General features: G+C 71.7%; 13 protein-coding genes and 1 pseudogene. 7 read left to right on the top strand and 7 right to left on the bottom strand.

Annotated elements, in window-relative coordinates:
* The first annotated feature begins 31 nt into the window (after positions 1 to 31).
* From ACZ573_RS21350 to ACZ573_RS21335, 4 genes and pseudogenes are all read left to right on the top strand, one after another.
* Entirely contained in the window at positions 32 to 616 is a 585-nt protein-coding gene (locus tag ACZ573_RS21350; protein WP_471306482.1) for a PadR family transcriptional regulator, read from the top strand.
* 82 nt (positions 617 to 698) lie between these two features.
* Positions 699 to 1,034 (top strand): annotated as a pseudogene (locus ACZ573_RS21345) (acyl-CoA dehydrogenase family protein); the annotation flags it as partial.
* An 84-nt stretch (positions 1,035 to 1,118) separates the two neighbouring features.
* The gene (locus ACZ573_RS21340) at positions 1,119 to 1,847 is read left to right on the top strand and encodes a VWA domain-containing protein (protein WP_471306809.1); all 729 of its coding nucleotides are present in this window, start codon (positions 1,119 to 1,121) and stop codon (positions 1,845 to 1,847) included.
* A 35-nt stretch (positions 1,848 to 1,882) separates the two neighbouring features.
* Positions 1,883 to 2,389: a pyridoxamine 5'-phosphate oxidase family protein gene (locus ACZ573_RS21335; protein WP_471306477.1), complete on the top strand. Its 507-nt coding sequence runs from the start codon at positions 1,883 to 1,885 to the stop codon at positions 2,387 to 2,389.
* Between the two features lie 15 nt (positions 2,390 to 2,404).
* Here ACZ573_RS21335 and ACZ573_RS21330 read toward each other — a convergent pair whose 3' ends face one another.
* Both ACZ573_RS21330 and ACZ573_RS21325 read right to left on the bottom strand, forming a co-directional pair.
* Positions 2,405 to 3,688 carry a DUF1906 domain-containing protein gene (locus tag ACZ573_RS21330; protein WP_471306474.1) on the bottom strand — a complete coding sequence of 428 codons (1,284 nt, stop codon included), beginning with the start codon at positions 3,686 to 3,688 and terminating at the stop codon, positions 2,405 to 2,407.
* 248 nt (positions 3,689 to 3,936) lie between these two features.
* Positions 3,937 to 4,092 (bottom strand): hypothetical protein, encoded by a 156-nt coding sequence (locus ACZ573_RS21325; protein WP_471306471.1) that lies wholly within the window; start codon positions 4,090 to 4,092, stop codon positions 3,937 to 3,939.
* Positions 4,093 to 4,173: 81 nt separating this feature from the next.
* Between ACZ573_RS21325 and ACZ573_RS21320 the strand changes: the two genes are divergently transcribed.
* A complete protein-coding gene (locus ACZ573_RS21320) occupies positions 4,174 to 4,389 on the top strand; it encodes a hypothetical protein (RefSeq protein WP_471306468.1) in 216 nt (71 codons plus the stop codon).
* A 105-nt stretch (positions 4,390 to 4,494) separates the two neighbouring features.
* On the opposite strand, the gene ACZ573_RS21315 is transcribed toward ACZ573_RS21320, so the two are convergent.
* Complete coding sequence (locus tag ACZ573_RS21315) at positions 4,495 to 5,121, bottom strand: ATP-binding protein (protein ID WP_471306465.1); 627 nt, start codon at positions 5,119 to 5,121, stop codon at positions 4,495 to 4,497.
* A gap of 31 nt (positions 5,122 to 5,152) precedes the next feature.
* Positions 5,153 to 5,518, bottom strand: coding sequence for a helix-turn-helix domain-containing protein (locus ACZ573_RS21310; RefSeq protein ID WP_471306459.1), 366 nt, complete (start codon positions 5,516 to 5,518; stop codon positions 5,153 to 5,155).
* Positions 5,519 to 5,711: 193 nt separating this feature from the next.
* On the opposite strand from ACZ573_RS21310, the gene ACZ573_RS21305 reads away from it, so the two are divergent.
* On the top strand, positions 5,712 to 6,143 hold the full coding sequence (locus ACZ573_RS21305; RefSeq protein WP_471306456.1) for a hypothetical protein: 432 nt from the start codon (positions 5,712 to 5,714) through the stop codon (positions 6,141 to 6,143).
* A 228-nt stretch (positions 6,144 to 6,371) separates the two neighbouring features.
* Here ACZ573_RS21305 and ACZ573_RS21300 read toward each other — a convergent pair whose 3' ends face one another.
* From ACZ573_RS21300 to ACZ573_RS21290, 3 genes are all read right to left on the bottom strand, one after another.
* The gene (locus tag ACZ573_RS21300) at positions 6,372 to 7,832 is read right to left on the bottom strand and encodes a glutamate synthase subunit beta (protein ID WP_189736122.1); all 1,461 of its coding nucleotides are present in this window, start codon (positions 7,830 to 7,832) and stop codon (positions 6,372 to 6,374) included.
* Positions 7,825 to 12,363 (bottom strand): glutamate synthase large subunit, encoded by a 4,539-nt coding sequence (gene gltB / locus ACZ573_RS21295; protein ID WP_471306807.1) that lies wholly within the window; start codon positions 12,361 to 12,363, stop codon positions 7,825 to 7,827. The genes ACZ573_RS21300 and gltB overlap by 8 nt, the downstream gene beginning before the upstream one ends.
* 374 nt (positions 12,364 to 12,737) lie before the next feature.
* A complete protein-coding gene (locus ACZ573_RS21290; RefSeq protein WP_471306453.1) occupies positions 12,738 to 13,469 on the bottom strand; it encodes a VIT1/CCC1 transporter family protein in 732 nt (243 codons plus the stop codon).
* Between the two features lie 259 nt (positions 13,470 to 13,728).
* Between ACZ573_RS21290 and ACZ573_RS21285 the strand changes: the two genes are divergently transcribed.
* Positions 13,729 to 14,715 carry an ADP-ribosylglycohydrolase family protein gene (locus ACZ573_RS21285; protein ID WP_471306449.1) on the top strand — a complete coding sequence of 329 codons (987 nt, stop codon included), beginning with the start codon at positions 13,729 to 13,731 and terminating at the stop codon, positions 14,713 to 14,715.
* The last annotated feature ends 484 nt before the right edge of the window (positions 14,716 to 15,199 follow it).

Raw genomic sequence — 15,199 nt, 5'->3', positions numbered from 1 at the left:
TGCCGTGAGGACCGGTCGTAGACTGCGCCGCGTGGCACACGAGACGAACAGGCGCACGCTCCCCGCGACCAGCTGGGCGGTGCTCGGGCTGCTCTCCTTCGGAGAGGAGCTCTCCGGTTACGACCTGAAGAAGTGGTCGGACCAGTCACTGCGGTTCTTCTACTGGAGCCCGTCGTTCAGCCAGATCTACAGCGAGCTCAAGCGTCTGGAGAAGGCGGGCTACGCGTCCTCGCGGATGGTCGCCCAGGACACCGGGACGCGCGACAAGCGGGTCTACCGGATCACGGACGAGGGCATGACGGCCGTACGGGAGTGGGCCCGCGAGGCCCCCGTCGACCCGCCCGTCCTCAAGCACGGACCGATGCTGCGGCTGTGGCTGGGCCACCTGCTGGAGCCGGAGCAGTTGCGCGAAGTCCTCCTCCAGCACCAGGAGTTCGCGGAGAAGATGCGCCGTCGCGCGGTGGCCGACGGGGAAGGCGCCAAGGACGAGAGCGCCTGGGCGTACCCGACGCTCACCCTCAAGTGGGCCGAGCGGTACTACGCCTCCGAGCGCGACCTCGCGGCGGGCATGCTCGCCGACATCGACGGGCTCGAAGGGCTCGGCAAGCTGCCGTAGGAGCGCCGGAAGTACAGCAACGGCGGCCCGTCGCCGTGCATGGTCAGGGCGGTGACCCGGCCGAGCGCGGCCGGCCGCGGAGATCGCGGCGGCCGCGCGAGCCCTGGAGGTGACGGTCCGGTACGCGAAGGACCGGGTCCGGTTCGGCCGGCCCATCGGCTCCTTCCAGGCGGTCAAGCCCCGGCTCGCCGACATGCACACGGGGGTGGAGACGGCCCGGGCGCTCGCCCGCGCGGCGGCCGCGCGTGGGGCACCGCCGCACCTCGCGGCCGCCGCGAAGTCGGCCTGCTCGCAGGCGTTCTCGCACCTGGCCGGGGAGATGATCCAGCTGCACGGCGGCATCGGCATCACCTGGGAGCACGAGGCGCACGAGTTCTTCAAACGGACCCACGGCTCCGCCCTCCTGCTCGGCGCACCGGGCGCGCACCGGGCGCGGCCGGCAGCGGGTCTGGGTTTCACCATGGAGGGCCGACCGGCTGACCAGCTGCCGTACGCTCGCCCCATGACGGGCAGCGCTATCAACCTCCGCAAGGTCGAGGAGACGGCTCCGGCGCTCGTGAGCCTCTACAAGAGCGCCGGGGTCTCCCTGCGCAAGTACGGCATGGAGGGCGGACGGGCCGCGGTCTACCTGGTCCTGGACTACTCCGGGTCGATGAAGCCGTACTACGCGGACGGCAGCGTGCAGGCCCTCGCGGACCGGGTGCTGGGGCTGTCCGCGCACCTGGACGACGACGCCCGCGTGCCGGTGGTCTTCTTCTCCACCGAGGTCGACGCGGTGGAGGAGATCTCCCTGGCCGGGCACGAGGGACGGGTCACCGAGATCGCCTCCCGGCTGGGCCACATGGGCAAGACGGCGTACCACGCGGCGATGGACGCGGTCATCGACCACTACCTGGACTCGGGGGCGACGGCCCCCGCCCTGGTCGTCTTCCAGACCGACGGGGGGCCGATCAACAAGCTCGCGGCGGAACGGTACCTGTGCAAGGCGGCCCGGCTGCCGCTCTTCTGGCAGTTCGTCGGCTTCGGGAACACGCGCAGCACGCAGTTCGACTTCCTGCGCCGGCTGGACGAGCTACCGGTGCCGGCACAGCGGGCCGTGGACAACGCGGGCTACTTCCACGCGGGAGCGGATCCCCGCGCGGTGCCGGACGGCGAACTGTACGACCGCCTGGTCGGGGAGTTCCCGGAATGGCTGGCGGCGGCGCGGAGTGCGGGCATCGTGCGCGCCTGACCTGCGCCCGCCGGTACCCGCGCTTTGATGGACGTATGACGCATACCAGCTGGGCAGTCTTCGAGACGGCGGAACCGGAGTTCGCTGCGGCCGTCCAGGCCCGTTTCGCGCAGTATCCGCACCACGTCCTGGCCACGCTGCGCAAGGACGGCTCCCCCCGCGCGACCGGGCTGAACGTCGACATCCGGGGCGGGGAGCTGTGGCTCGGCATGATGTTCGGCTCGATGAAGGCCAGGGACCTCCAGCACGACCCGCGCTTCGCCCTGCACACCAACCCGGGCGCGGACGAGGACATGCCGGACGGGGACGCACGGATCTCGGGGCGCGCGGTGGAGCTCGTGGACCCGCCCGAACTGCACCGGTACGCGGAGGAGACGGCGACCCCGCACCCCTTCCACCTCTTCTACGCCGACCTGACGGAGGTCGTCCGGGTCCGCGTGGAGGGCGACGAGCTGGTGGTGCGGTCGTGGACCCCGGAGCACGGCCTGCGCACCCTGCGCCGGGGCGACGACGACGAACCGCCGCGCGAGGAGACGCCCTGACCGGCAAGACACCCGCTAGCTGAGCGGCGGCAGGCCGCCGACCGGGCCGAGGGCGGCCGGGTTCACGTCCACCCAGCTGCGGTCGATGTTGAGGGTGATCCCGCCGTAGGTGGCGTCGTGGTCGCCGCGGAACTGGTGGGCCCGGCGCGGGCCGGCCCACTGGGCCGTGCCCGCCGGCAGACCCATGTCGGCGTCGCGGACGGAGGGCGACAGGTTCCAGCGGGCGGCCCAGAGCACGTCCGGCATGGCCTGGGGGGCCTGGTGGTAGTGGGCGGTGAGCGCCTTGACCCCGGAGCTCACCGAGACGTAGGCGGCGGAGCGGAAGCCCAGCTCGTGCAGCCGGTCCGTCCAGGCGGTCAGGTAGGCGACGACCGGGGCGTCCCAGGTGGCGCGGTCCGTGTAGTTCTCCAGGTCGTTGTAGAGCACCGTGCCCTCGGCCAGCCCCAGCGACCGGGCCGCGTCCGCCGCGCCCTCGGCGGCCTCCCGGCCCTGCCCGTTGGCTTCGGAGGGGTCGGTGGACAGGCCGGTGGCGGCGTTGTGCCAGGGCTGGGGTCCCACCCAGATCGGCATCAGGTGCCAGCCCGCGGCGGCCTGCCGTTCCACCCAGCGGGCCGTGAGCCGCGGCTGGGCGCAGGCCCGGGCCCGGCCGCCGATGTAGACGCCGACCGCGCCGAAGGGGGAATCGGCCCGCCAGGTGTCCATGGTCTTCTGGGTGGGGGCGGTGCAGGCGTCGAAGCCCTCGCCCTTGAAGGGCTCCTGGGCGGTACGTGGCTTCGGTCCTCGGGCGGCCGGAACGGCGGCGACGGGGGCCGGGCCGGGCGGGGGCGTCATGGCGCGGGCCTGCGCCAGGACGGTGCGTACGGCGTCGGGCGTGGCTCCGTAGGAGACGGTGGCCATGATGCCGGAGCGGTGCAGGGCGTAGCGCAGCTCGTTGCTGTCGGAGCGGGGCGGGGCCTCGCGCAGCACGTTCCAGGAGTCGACGGCGACGGTCGGGATGTCGGCGCGCTCCGGTGCCCCGTCGAGGGGTTCGAGGTGCAGGGTGTCGGCGCGGCTGACGACGGCCCGGCCGGTGCACTCGGCCTGGGTGCCGGCGTGGCCGAGGTACAGGGTGGGCAGGTCGAGGCGCAGGCACGCGCCGGGGTTCCGGTCGAGGTCGACGACCCGCCAGTCGGCCGGGAGGGTGACGCGCAGACCGTGGTAGTCGACGGTCCGGCCGTCGTCGGCGGTGGCGGAGGGCTGGACGGAGACCAGCAGGGCGGCGCCGAGCAGGCCGCTCAGCAGGGTTCGGGTGGGGGCCATGACCCAGATGGGTACCAGACGGCGGGGCCCCTCAACTGTCCTGAGAGGCCCCGCAGATGCTCCGTCCGGCCTAGACCGGCCCTCACGGGCCGACCGGGTCGGTCGCTGGGATCCGTTCCTGCCCTCCGTGCGACCGGCGCGCGGCAGGAGCGTCCCCCGCCCTCCCCCATCGGGTCACCCGCACGAGCGAATCGGGCTCGGCCCCGTCGGCCGGTACGCCGCCGGCCGGGAAGCCGCGCCCGCCGGTCTCACCGCCCCGGCCGCGCCGACGGCCCGGCGGAGATCAACTCCTTCAGCACGTGGTCCAGTTCGGTGGCCCGTACGCCGAGCAGGCGCTCGGTGTCCGAGGCGTCGAGGCGCAGCTCGCCGTCGTACTGGTAGGCCATCTCCGGTATCTCGGCCATCAAGATGGCCGACAGCAACATCGAGGTCGGCTCGCCCGCGAGCGCGAACTGGGCCCCGTACTGGACGGCATCACCGTCCCGGTGCGGTACGTACTGGCTTCGGGAACGTCCTTCGGGAGCAAGGGCGACGAGCAGGAACGGATCCGCGCCGGCCTCGACCCGGTGTTCCGGCGCAATCCGAACATCCAGCTCAGCGCGAAGGTCCCCAGCAACCACGGCGCGATCCTGAGAAAGGACGCTCCGGCCGTCGCCACAGCCGTACGCGAGACCGCCGCCCTGGCCCACGACCGGCCCTGAAGACATGGATCGCCGGTCCGCCGGTCCCGAAGCCCGACCGGGAAACGCCACGGCGCCCGTCATCCCTGTTCGGGGGCATGACGGGCCCGATGCGGGCCGAATCTGTCAGCCGTTGCGCCGGTCAAGGACCTGAACCTCCAGATGCGGCCAGGCCGTGGCCAGGCTCGCATGACCGCCGGCCGCCGGCACGGTCACCGGACCCAACGAACCCTCAGGCATGAAACGGACCAGTGTCCCGGTCGTGCCGTTGATGACAACGGGCTCAAGACCGGTGACGGGGACGCCCTTTTCGTAGCGCTGGGTCCAGGCACCGTTGAGGCGGCGGTTGGTATGGGCGAGCCACTCACTGAGCGCCGCGACCACGGACATGCCACGCCGGGGATGGCCGTCAGGCAGCACCTCGGCCTGCGGGAAATCGAAGAACCGGAGATCCTTCGTGGCCATGACCGGCTTCTTCACGCTCCGGCCGTGCTCGTCCACACGGGTGTCGGTGCCCCGTCCGTCATCCTGGACGGACAGCGAACCGTCGGGATGGAGAACGACGACGCAGCGTCCCCCGCCCGTGCTCGATGCTTCGTCCGCAGCATAGGCAAGTACCTCAAGGACGAGGTGCCAAGGTCCGTCCGGAGCGAACTCCGCGGGACTGTCCCGGATCTGTGCCAGATGATCCGTATCAACGACGCTGGACCAGTCGTGCGTCGTGTTGACCCAGGAAGCCCTCGATATGCCCATCAGGCAAGTATCCAGTGTGACGGACGACGGCTCACGGAATTCGCGCCTGAACCTTCAGGCCCGACCCTTCACGGCCCGGGTGAACGGCGCCCACGCGGCGGCCGGGAACACCACCACCGAGGCCATGCTGGGGAGGTCCCATCTGCTCGGACCTGAACGCCCTCGACAGGCGGACGAAGTAATCCCCGGTGCCGAGCTCCTTGTCGATCAGCTCCACGATCTCCGGACGCAGCCGCCGCGTGCCGCACTCCATCTGCCCGACGTACGCCCCGCTCGTGAAGATCCGCTCGCCCAGACCCTCCTGGGTCAGCCCGGCCGCTTCCCGGTGGCGCCGCAGCTCCTCGTGGGCGAACTCCTCCGGGGCCTGTGCCCCACCCAGATCCTTCGGCTTGGCCATGGGCCAACTCCCCCGCTCCTGCAGTCCCTTGCTCCACGAAAAGCGTAGGCCCCGTCAGGTCCGCGAAACGGCGGAACGGAACGATACGACCACACGACGCCACAGCGCCGGCCGGGAGGACGAAGGCCCCTGTCAGTGCCGCCGGTTAGCGTGATCGGTGTCAGTCGGACCGAAAACACCACAGGGGGACCACATGAAGCAGACACACGGGCGCGGCAAGGCCGCCGCGATCGGCACACTGGCCGCGGCACTCACGCTGACGCTCGCGGCCGGCACGGCCCAGGCCTCGGCGGGGGGCGAGATCGTCGGCTACCCCGGGCCCGACGGGCTGATCTGGATACCCGAGCAGGCCGGCTCCAGCGGCTTCGTCTCGGGCGGCCTCTCGTCCCGGCTGGACACGTTCATCACCTTCGGCTGCGCGGGCGGCGGCACCATAGAGGTGGCCTTCCACCTGGACAACCACCCGGACCGCGACCCGGCCCCGTTCACGGTCGACTGCCCCGAGAGCGACCCGGCGCGCGTCACCGTCCCCCTCGGCACCGGCCTCCAGGGCGGCTTCGGGGCCTGGGTGACGGCCTCGGCCCCGTCCACCCGCTGGGGCGCCACGGTCGTCCAGCCCGAGTAGCCCCGAACACGCCACAGCGCCCGCCACCCCTGGTCGGGGACGTGGCGGGCGCCGTGTCGGGAGTTCCGTACGCCGTTGTACGGACCGTATGAGGGGTCCCGCCCCTTCGCGGGGGCGGGGGTACTGCGCGTAGCCCGGCCCCGCACCGACGGCCGGAGGCCGGCGCAGCCGGGCGAACCCCGGGAGGCCGCCCGCGGCCGAGCGGTGCGAGCGCGGCGTTGAGAAGGGCTACACGGTCAGCGAGCGGTCCGTCGGCTTGACCGGGTACGGGAGGGCGCTGCTGCCGGTCAGGAAGCGGTCCACGCCGCGGGCGGCCGAGCGGCCTTCCGCGATGGCCCAGACGATCAGCGACTGGCCGCGGCCCGCGTCGCCGGCGACGAAGACGCCGTCGACGTTGGTCGCGTAGGAGGCGTCGCGGTCGATGTTGCCGCGCGCGTCCAGCTCCAGGCCGAACTGCTGGACCAGGCCGTTCGCCTGGTCGGTGCCCGTGAAGCCCATCGCCAGGGTGACCAGCTGCGCGGGGAGGACGCGCTCGGTGCCGGGCTTCTGGACGAGCTTGCCGTCCTCGAAGGCGACCTCGACCAGGTGGAGGGCCTGGACGTTGCCGTCCTCGTCGCCCTCGAAGTGGGTGGTGGAGACGGAGTAGACCCGCTCGCCGCCCTCCTCGTGGGCCGAGGTGACCTTGTAGAGCATCGGGAAGGTCGGCCAGGGCTGGTTGGCGTTCCGGTCCTCGCCCGGCTTGGGCATGATCTCCAGCTGCGTGACCGAGGCCGCGCCCTGGCGGTGGGCGGTGCCCACGCAGTCCGCGCCGGTGTCGCCGCCGCCGATGACGACCACGTGCTTGCCCTCGGCCGTGATGGGGGGCGCCATGAAGTCGCCCTCCTGGACCTTGTTGGCGAGCGGCAGGTACTCCATGGCGAAGTGGATGCCGTTCAGCTCGCGGCCCGGGACCGGCAGGTCGCGGGAGACGGTCGCGCCCGCCGCGATGACCACCGCGTCGAACCGCTTGCGCAGGTCGGTGGCGGTGATGTCGCGGCCGACCTCGATGCCGGTGCGGAACTTGGTGCCCTCCGCGCGCATCTGCTCGATGCGGCGGTTGATGTGCACCTTCTCCATCTTGAACTCGGGGATGCCGTAGCGCAGCAGGCCGCCGATGCGGTCGGCGCGCTCGTACACGACCACGGTGTGGCCGGCCCGGGTCAGCTGCTGGGCGGCGGCGAGGCCCGCCGGGCCCGAGCCGATGACGGCGGCCGTCTTGCCGGACAGCCGCTCCGGCGCCTGCGGGGTGACGTCGCCGTTGTCCCACGCCTTGTCGATGATCGAGACTTCGACGTTCTTGATGGTCACGGCGGGCTGGTTGATGCCGAGCACGCAGGCCGACTCGCAGGGGGCCGGGCACAGCCGCCCGGTGAACTCCGGGAAGTTGTTCGTCGCGTGCAGGCGCTCCGACGCGGCGGTCCAGTCCTCGCGGTACGAGAAGTCGTTCCACTCCGGGATCAGGTTCCCGAGCGGGCACCCGTTGTGACAGAACGGGATGCCGCAGTCCATGCAGCGGCCGGCCTGCTTGCTGATGATCGGGAGCAGGGAGCCCGGGACGTAGACCTCGTTCCAGTCCTTCAGCCGATCGGCGACGGGACGGGTGCAGGCGGTCTCGCGCGGGGTGGTGAGGAAGCCCTTCGGGTCAGCCATGGGTCGCCGCCTCCATCATCTTCTCCGTGGTCTCGGATTCCGAGAGTCCGGCGAGCTCAGCGGCGTCCTTGGCGGCGAGCACTGCCTTGTACGTGGTGGGGATGATCTTGCTGAAGCGGTCCACCGAGACGGACCAGTCAGCCAGGAGCTTCGCGGCCACGGTCGAGCCGGTCTCCTCCTCGTGGCGGCGCACCACATCGTGCAGCCACTGCTTGTCGGTGTCGGACAGGGCCTCCACGGCGCCCGCGTTGCCGACGTTGACGTTGTGCGGGTCGAGGTCGATGACGTACGCGACGCCGCCCGACATGCCGGCCGCGAAGTTACGGCCCGTCTCGCCCAGGACGACCGCCCGGCCACCGGTCATGTACTCGCAGCCGTGGTCGCCCACGCCCTCCGAGACGACCAGCGCACCCGAGTTGCGGACGCAGAAGCGCTCGCCGGTGCGGCCGCGCAGGAACATCTCGCCGCCGGTGGCTCCGTAGCCGATGGTGTTGCCGGCGATGGTGGAGTACTCGGCGAGGTGGTCGGCGCCGCGGTCCGGGCGGACCACGATGCGGCCACCGGAGAGGCCCTTGCCGACGTAGTCGTTGGCGTCGCCCTCCAGGCGGAGGGTGACGCCCTTCGGCACGAACGCGCCGAAGGACTGGCCGGCGCTGCCGGTGAAGGTCAGGTCGATGGTGTTGTCGGGCAGGCCCGCGCCACCGAACTTCTTGGTGACGTGGTGGCCGAGCATGGTGCCGACGGTCCGGTTGATGTTGCGGATCGCGACCTGGGCGCGGACCGGCTGGGCCGCCTCGGCGGTCTCGGCGTTCAGCGCGTCGGCGGCGAGCTCGATCAGCTCGTTGTCGAGGGCCTTCTCCAGACCGTGGTCCTGCTCGATCAGGGCGTGGCGGACCGCGCCCTCGGGCAGCTCCGGCACGTAGAAGAGCGGCTCCAGGTCGAGACCCTGCGCCTTCCAGTGCGTGACGGCCTTGGTGGTGTCGAGGAGCTCGGCGTGACCGACGGCCTCCTCGATCGTGCGGAAGCCCAGCTCGGCGAGGATCTCGCGCACCTCCTCCGCGATGTACTCGAAGAAGTTGACGACGAACTCGGGCTTGCCGGAGAAGCGGTCGCGCAGGACCGGGTTCTGGGTGGCGATGCCGACCGGGCAGGTGTCCAGGTGGCAGACGCGCATCATGACGCAGCCGGAGACGACGAGCGGCGCGGTCGCGAAACCGAACTCCTCGGCGCCGAGCAGCGCGGCGATGACCACGTCGCGGCCGGTCTTGAGCTGGCCGTCGGTCTGGACGACGATGCGGTCGCGCAGCCCGTTGAGCAGCAGGGTCTGCTGGGTCTCGGCGAGGCCGAGCTCCCACGGGCCGCCCGCGTGCTTGAGCGAGGTGAGCGGGGAGGCGCCCGTTCCGCCGTCGTGGCCGGAGATGAGGACGACGTCCGCGTGGGCCTTGGAGACCCCCGCGGCGACCGTGCCCACGCCGACCTCGGAGACCAGCTTCACGTGGATGCGGGCGACCGGGTTGGCGTTCTTGAGGTCGTGGATCAGTTGAGCCAGGTCCTCGATGGAGTAGATGTCGTGGTGCGGCGGCGGGGAGATCAGGCCGACGCCCGGGGTGGAGTGGCGGGTCTTGGCGACCCACGGGTACACCTTGTGGCCGGGCAGCTGGCCGCCCTCGCCGGGCTTGGCGCCCTGCGCCATCTTGATCTGGATGTCGTCCGCGTTGACCAGGTACTCCGAGGTCACGCCGAAGCGGCCGGAGGCGACCTGCTTGATGGACGAGCGGCGCGCCGGGTCGTACAGGCGGTCCGGGTCCTCGCCGCCCTCACCGGTGTTGGACTTGGCGCCCAGCTGGTTCATGGCGATGGCGAGGGTCTCGTGCGCCTCCTTGGAGATGGAGCCGTACGACATGGCGCCGGTGGAGAAGCGCTTGACGATGTCGGCGGCCGACTCGACCTCGTCGATGGAGATGGCTTCGCGGTCCGACTTGAAGCCGAAGAGGCCGCGGAGCGTCATCAGGCGCTCGGACTGCTCGTTCACCCGGGCCGTGTACTGCTTGAAGATGTCGTACCGGCGGTTGCGGGTGGCGTGCTGGAGGCGGAAGACCGTCTCCGGGTCGAACAGGTGCGGCTCGCCCTCGCGGCGCCACTGGTACTCGCCGCCGATCTCCAGCGCGCGGTGCGTGGCCGCGATGCCGGAGACGGGGTACGCCTTGGCGTGGCGCGCGGCCACCTCCTTGGCGATGACGTCGAGGCCGGCGCCGCCGATCTTGGTGGCGGTGCCGTTGAAGTAGGTCTCGACGAACTCGTCGTTCAGGCCGACGGCCTCGAAGACCTGGGCGCCGCGGTAGGAGGCGACGGTGGAGATGCCCATCTTGGACATGACCTTCAGGACGCCCTTGCCGAGCGCGTAGATCAGGTTCTTGATGGCCTGCTCCGGCTCCAGGCCGGACAGGAAGGTACCGGCGCGCAGCAGGTCCTCGACGGACTCCATGGCGAGGTACGGGTTGACGGCGGCCGCGCCGTAGCCGATGAGCAGGGCGACGTGGTGGACCTCGCGGACGTCACCGGCCTCGACCAGCAGACCCACCTGGGTGCGCTGCTTGGTGGCGATGAGGTGGTGGTGCACGGCGGAGGTGAGCAGCAGCGACGGGATCGGCGCGTGCTCGGCGTCCGAGTGGCGGTCCGAGAGGACGATCAGGCGGGCGCCGTTGGCGATGGCCGCGTCGGCCTCGGCGCGGATCTCCTCGATCCGGGCGGCCAGGGCCTCGCCGCCGCCGGAGACGCGGTAGAGGCCGGAGAGCGTGGCGGCCTTCATGCCGGGCATGTCGCCGTCGGCGTTGATGTGGATGAGCTTGGCCAGCTCGTCGTTGTCGATCACCGGGAAGGGCAGGGTGACGCTGCGGCAGGACGCGGCGGTCGACTCCAGCAGGTTGCCCTGCGGGCCGAGCGAGGACAGCAGCGAGGTGACGAGCTCCTCGCGGATGGCGTCCAGCGGCGGGTTGGTGACCTGCGCGAAGAGCTGGGTGAAGTAGTCGAAGAGCAGCCGGGGGCGCTCGGACAGGGCCGCGATCGGGGAGTCCGTACCCATGGAGCCGAGCGGCTCGCCTGCGGTACGGGCCATCGGCGCGAGGATGACGCGCAGCTCTTCCTCGGTGTAGCCGAAGGTCTGCTGGCGGCGGGTGACCGAGGCGTGGGTGTGCACGATGTGCTCGCGCTCGGGCAGGTCCGACAGCTCGATCTCGCCGGTCTCCAGCCACTCCGCGTAGGGGGCGGCGGCGGCCAGCTCGTTCTTGATCTCGTCGTCCTCGATGATCCGCTTCTGGGCGGTGTCGACGAGGAACATCTTGCCGGGCTGCAGGCGGCCCTTGCGGACGACCTTGGCGGGGTCGATGTCGAGCACGCCGACCTCGGAGCCGAGGACGACGAGGCCGTCGTCGGTGACCCAGTAGCGGCCGGGGCGCAGACCGTTGCGGTCGAGGACCGCGCCGACCTGGGTGCCGTCGGTGAAGGTGACGCAGGCCGGGCCGTCCCAGGGCTCCATCTGCGTGGAGTGGTACTTGTAGAACGCGCGGCGGGCCGGGTCCATGGAGGTGTGGTTCTCCCACGCCTCCGGGATCATCATCAGCACGCTGTGCGGGAGGGAGCGGCCGCCGAGGTGGAGCAGCTCCAGGACCTCGTCGAAGGAGGCCGAGTCGGATGCGTCCGGGGTGCAGATCGGGAAGATCCGGTCCAGCACGCCGTCGCCGAAGGCCTCGGAGGCCAGCTGGGACTCGCGGGCCTTCATCCAGTTGCGGTTGCCCTTGACCGTGTTGATCTCGCCGTTGTGCGCGACGAAGCGGTACGGGTGGGCGAGCGGCCACGACGGGAAGGTGTTCGTGGAGAAGCGCGAGTGGACCAGGGCGACGGCCGAGGCGAAGCGGCGGTCGGAGAGGTCCGGGAAGAAGGGCTCCAGCTGGCCGGTGGTCAGCATGCCCTTGTAGACGATGGTGCGGGCGGAGAGCGACGGGAAGTAGACACCGGCCTCGCGCTCGGCGCGCTTGCGCAGCACGAAGGCCTTGCGGTCCAGCTCGATGCCCGTGCTGCCGTTGCTGACGAACAGCTGCGAGAAGGCCGGCATGGTGGCGCGGGCGCCGTTGCCGAGCAGGTCCGGGGTGACCGGGACCTCGCGCCAGCCGAGGACCGTGAGGTTCTCCTCGGCGGCGATGGCCTCGATCTGCTCCACGGCGACGGCCTGTGCGGTGCCGTCGGCGGGGAGGAAGGCGATACCGACGGCGTAGCCGCCGGCCGCGGGGAGCTCGAAGCCGGCCACCTCGCGCAGGAACGCGTCGGGGACCTGGCTGAGGATTCCGGCGCCGTCGCCCGAGTCCGGCTCGGAGCCGGTCGCGCCGCGGTGCTCGAGGTTCCGCAATACGGTCAGGGCCTGCTCAACGAGTGTGTGGGTGGCCTCGCCGGTGAGGTTCGCCACGAATCCGACGCCACAGGCGTCCTTCTCGTTGCGCGGGTCGTACATGCCCTGCTGGGCGGGGCGACCGTCCATGGGCGACCAGGCGGTGGTGCTGGAGCCGGTCGCGGAGTGCGTGGATGCGGAACGCATCGGCTCTCCCGTCGTCGTCGTGGCATATGTACATAGCCGAGGGACGACGTTGGCCCTCTGCGAAATTTCGTGCAGATTACATGATGACGACAATCCCGAGAAGCGGATACGCCATTCCAGCATGCGGACTGCACGAGGCAGAAAGAGGGGGACTTTCGCGGCGCTCTACGGAGGTATCGCGCGAGGCGGAGGTCCCGGTGCAGGGCGGGCATCGTTGCCCGGAGCCCTGGTGTGATTCCCGGCGGACACGGATTCGAAACCGCCGGGTAACGGACTACTTATGTTGCGTACTGCATAGTGTCTCACTCCGGCCGCGGTCAGCCTATGGCTCCGCCGATCCAGGTTCCCAGGATGTACGTCACACCGGCGGCCGCGCCACCCAGGACCAGCTGGCGGACGCCGCTGTACCACCAGGACCGCGCGGTGACCCGGGAGACGACCGCACCGCAGGCGAAGAGCCCGGCCAGCGCGAGCAGCACCGCGGGCCACAGGGCGGTGGCGCCGAGCAGGTACGGCAGGACGGGGAGCAGCGCGCCCAGCGCGAACGAACCGAACGACGAGACCGCGGCGACCAGCGGCGAGGGCAGGTCGTCGGGGTCGATCCCGAGCTCCTCGCGGGCGTGGATCTCCAGCGCCTGCTCGGGATCGCGCGAGAGCTGCCTGGCGACCTCGCGGGCGAGCGGCGGCTCGACGCCCCGGGAGACGTAGAGCTCGGCGAGCTCCTCCATCTCGTCGATCGGGTGCCCCAGCAACTGCTGCCGCTCCACGTCCAGTTCGGCGAGGACCAGTTCGCGCTGCGAGGCGACCGAGGTGTATTCGCCGGCCGCCATGGAGAAGGCGCCGGCCGCGAGGCCCGCCAGTCCGGTGATGACGACGGTCTGCGGGGCAACGGCGCCGCCGGCCACACCGGTCATCAGGGCGAGGTTCGAGACGAGCCCGTCCATGGCACCGAAGACGGCCGGCCTCAGCCATCCGCCGTTGACGTCGCGGTGGGTGTGGTTGTCGCGGTGCGCGGTGTGCAGCGGTGCTTCGATGTCGATGATGGACATGCGTGGAATCTCCCCAAATGTGCGATCGGACGCCGCAACGCGCCCCGCTCCCCCTGAACACCTCGAAACTACGCACGATTTCCGCCGTCCGCCAGCAAGGAAGGCCGTACTTACCTGGGCTTTTGCGGGTCGGCGACCGGGTGACGGGGGTGTTCGCGGGGTGTTTCGCGACGGGCGACAAACCACATGCCATGGCACAAATCCCCCAAGGGCTCATGATGAGCCCCATCCAATGTGGGAGAGGCGCGCCATGGAGCCGGTGAAGCTGATTGCATGCAATCCGCAGGTCCTCCTCGAACGGGCCAGGGGCGCTCTTCTCGGACTCGCCGTCGGCGACGCGCTGGGCGCCCCCGCGGAGAACATGAAGCCGTCGGAGATCCGGGCGAAGTGGGGCCGCATCGAGGGGTTCGTGTCGGAGGACCCGGCGGGCACGGACGACACCGAGTACGCGATCTTCTCGGGGCTGCTGCTGGCCCGCCACGGCTCGGCGCTCACCGTCTCCCACGTGGAGCGGGCCTGGCACCACTGGATCGCCGACCTCGACGAAGGCCCGTTCCGGGGCGCCGGGTTCTCGGAGCGCGGCACCCTGGAGAACCTCCGCCGGGGCCTGGCCGCGCCCATCTCCGCCCAGCACCGGCACGCGTGGTCGGACGGCCTGGCCATGCGGGCCGCGCCGTTCGGCGTGTTCGCCGCGGGCCGGCCGGCGGAAGCGGCCCGGCTCGTCGCCATCGACGGCTCGGTCAGCCACGACGGCGAGGGCATCTACGGCGGCCAGGCGGTCGCGGCGGGCGTGGCCGCGGCCATGGCGGGCGGCTCTCCCGCGTCGGTGATCTCGGCGGCCCTGTCCGTCATCCCGTCCGACTCCTGGACGGCCCGCTCCCTGCGCCGGGCGGTCACCGCCGCCCCGCGCGGCGAACGGGCGGTGCGCTCGGCGGTGGTCATCGGCGGCTACCCGTGGACCGACCTGGCCCCGGAGGCGGTGGGCCTGGCGTTCGGCGCCTTCGCCACCTGCCGGGGCGACTTCCCGTCCTCCGTCCTCACCGCCGTGAACATGGGCCGCGACGCCGATACCACCGCGGCGGTGGCGGGCGCCCTGGCCGGCGCGCTGTCGGGCGCCGCCGCGATCCCCGCCGCCTGGTCCTCGGCCATCGGCCCGGTCCGCGGCAGCTGCCTCCCCTCGATGCGGGGCTACCACGTCCTGGACATCGCGGACCTCCTCACCCCGGAATGCGAGGCCGCCCGATGACCCTCACCCCGGACGACCGGAGCCCCGCAGGCCCGCCCCCGGCCCCGGCCGGTCAGGCCCGGTCCGAGGGTCCGGCGCTACCCCCGGCGAACCCGGTCCTGGGTACGGGTCCGGGTACGGCACCGGCGGGGCCGAGGTCCGGAAGCCTGCCCCCGGCCGGTCAGGCCCGGGCCGAGTCGCCCGCGCCGCCCCCGGGTACGGGCCCGGCCCCGTCCGAGGCGCCGCCGCGCACGCTGCCCGCAGCGCACCTGGCCCCGGCCGTCGCAGACCTGGCCACGGGGTCGGGTCCGGCTCCGGCGGAACGGCCCTACGCGGTCCTGGCCCCGGGGCACGCGGCCCCGGCCGGGATTCCACCACGCACGGCACCGGCACTGCCCTCGGGTGCGGAGGGAGGCGGGGTGGGAAGCGTCCTCGCGCCCGCTCCCACGGCGGGATCCCGGATCGTGGTCCGCGCCGGACAGCACGCCCCAGGCACTCCCGGGAC

The sequence above is a fragment of the Streptomyces sp. NPDC040545 genome (assembly GCF_055595065.1).
Note: the sequence above shows the minus strand (reverse complement) of the source record. Positions and strands in the feature narration are given on the sequence as shown.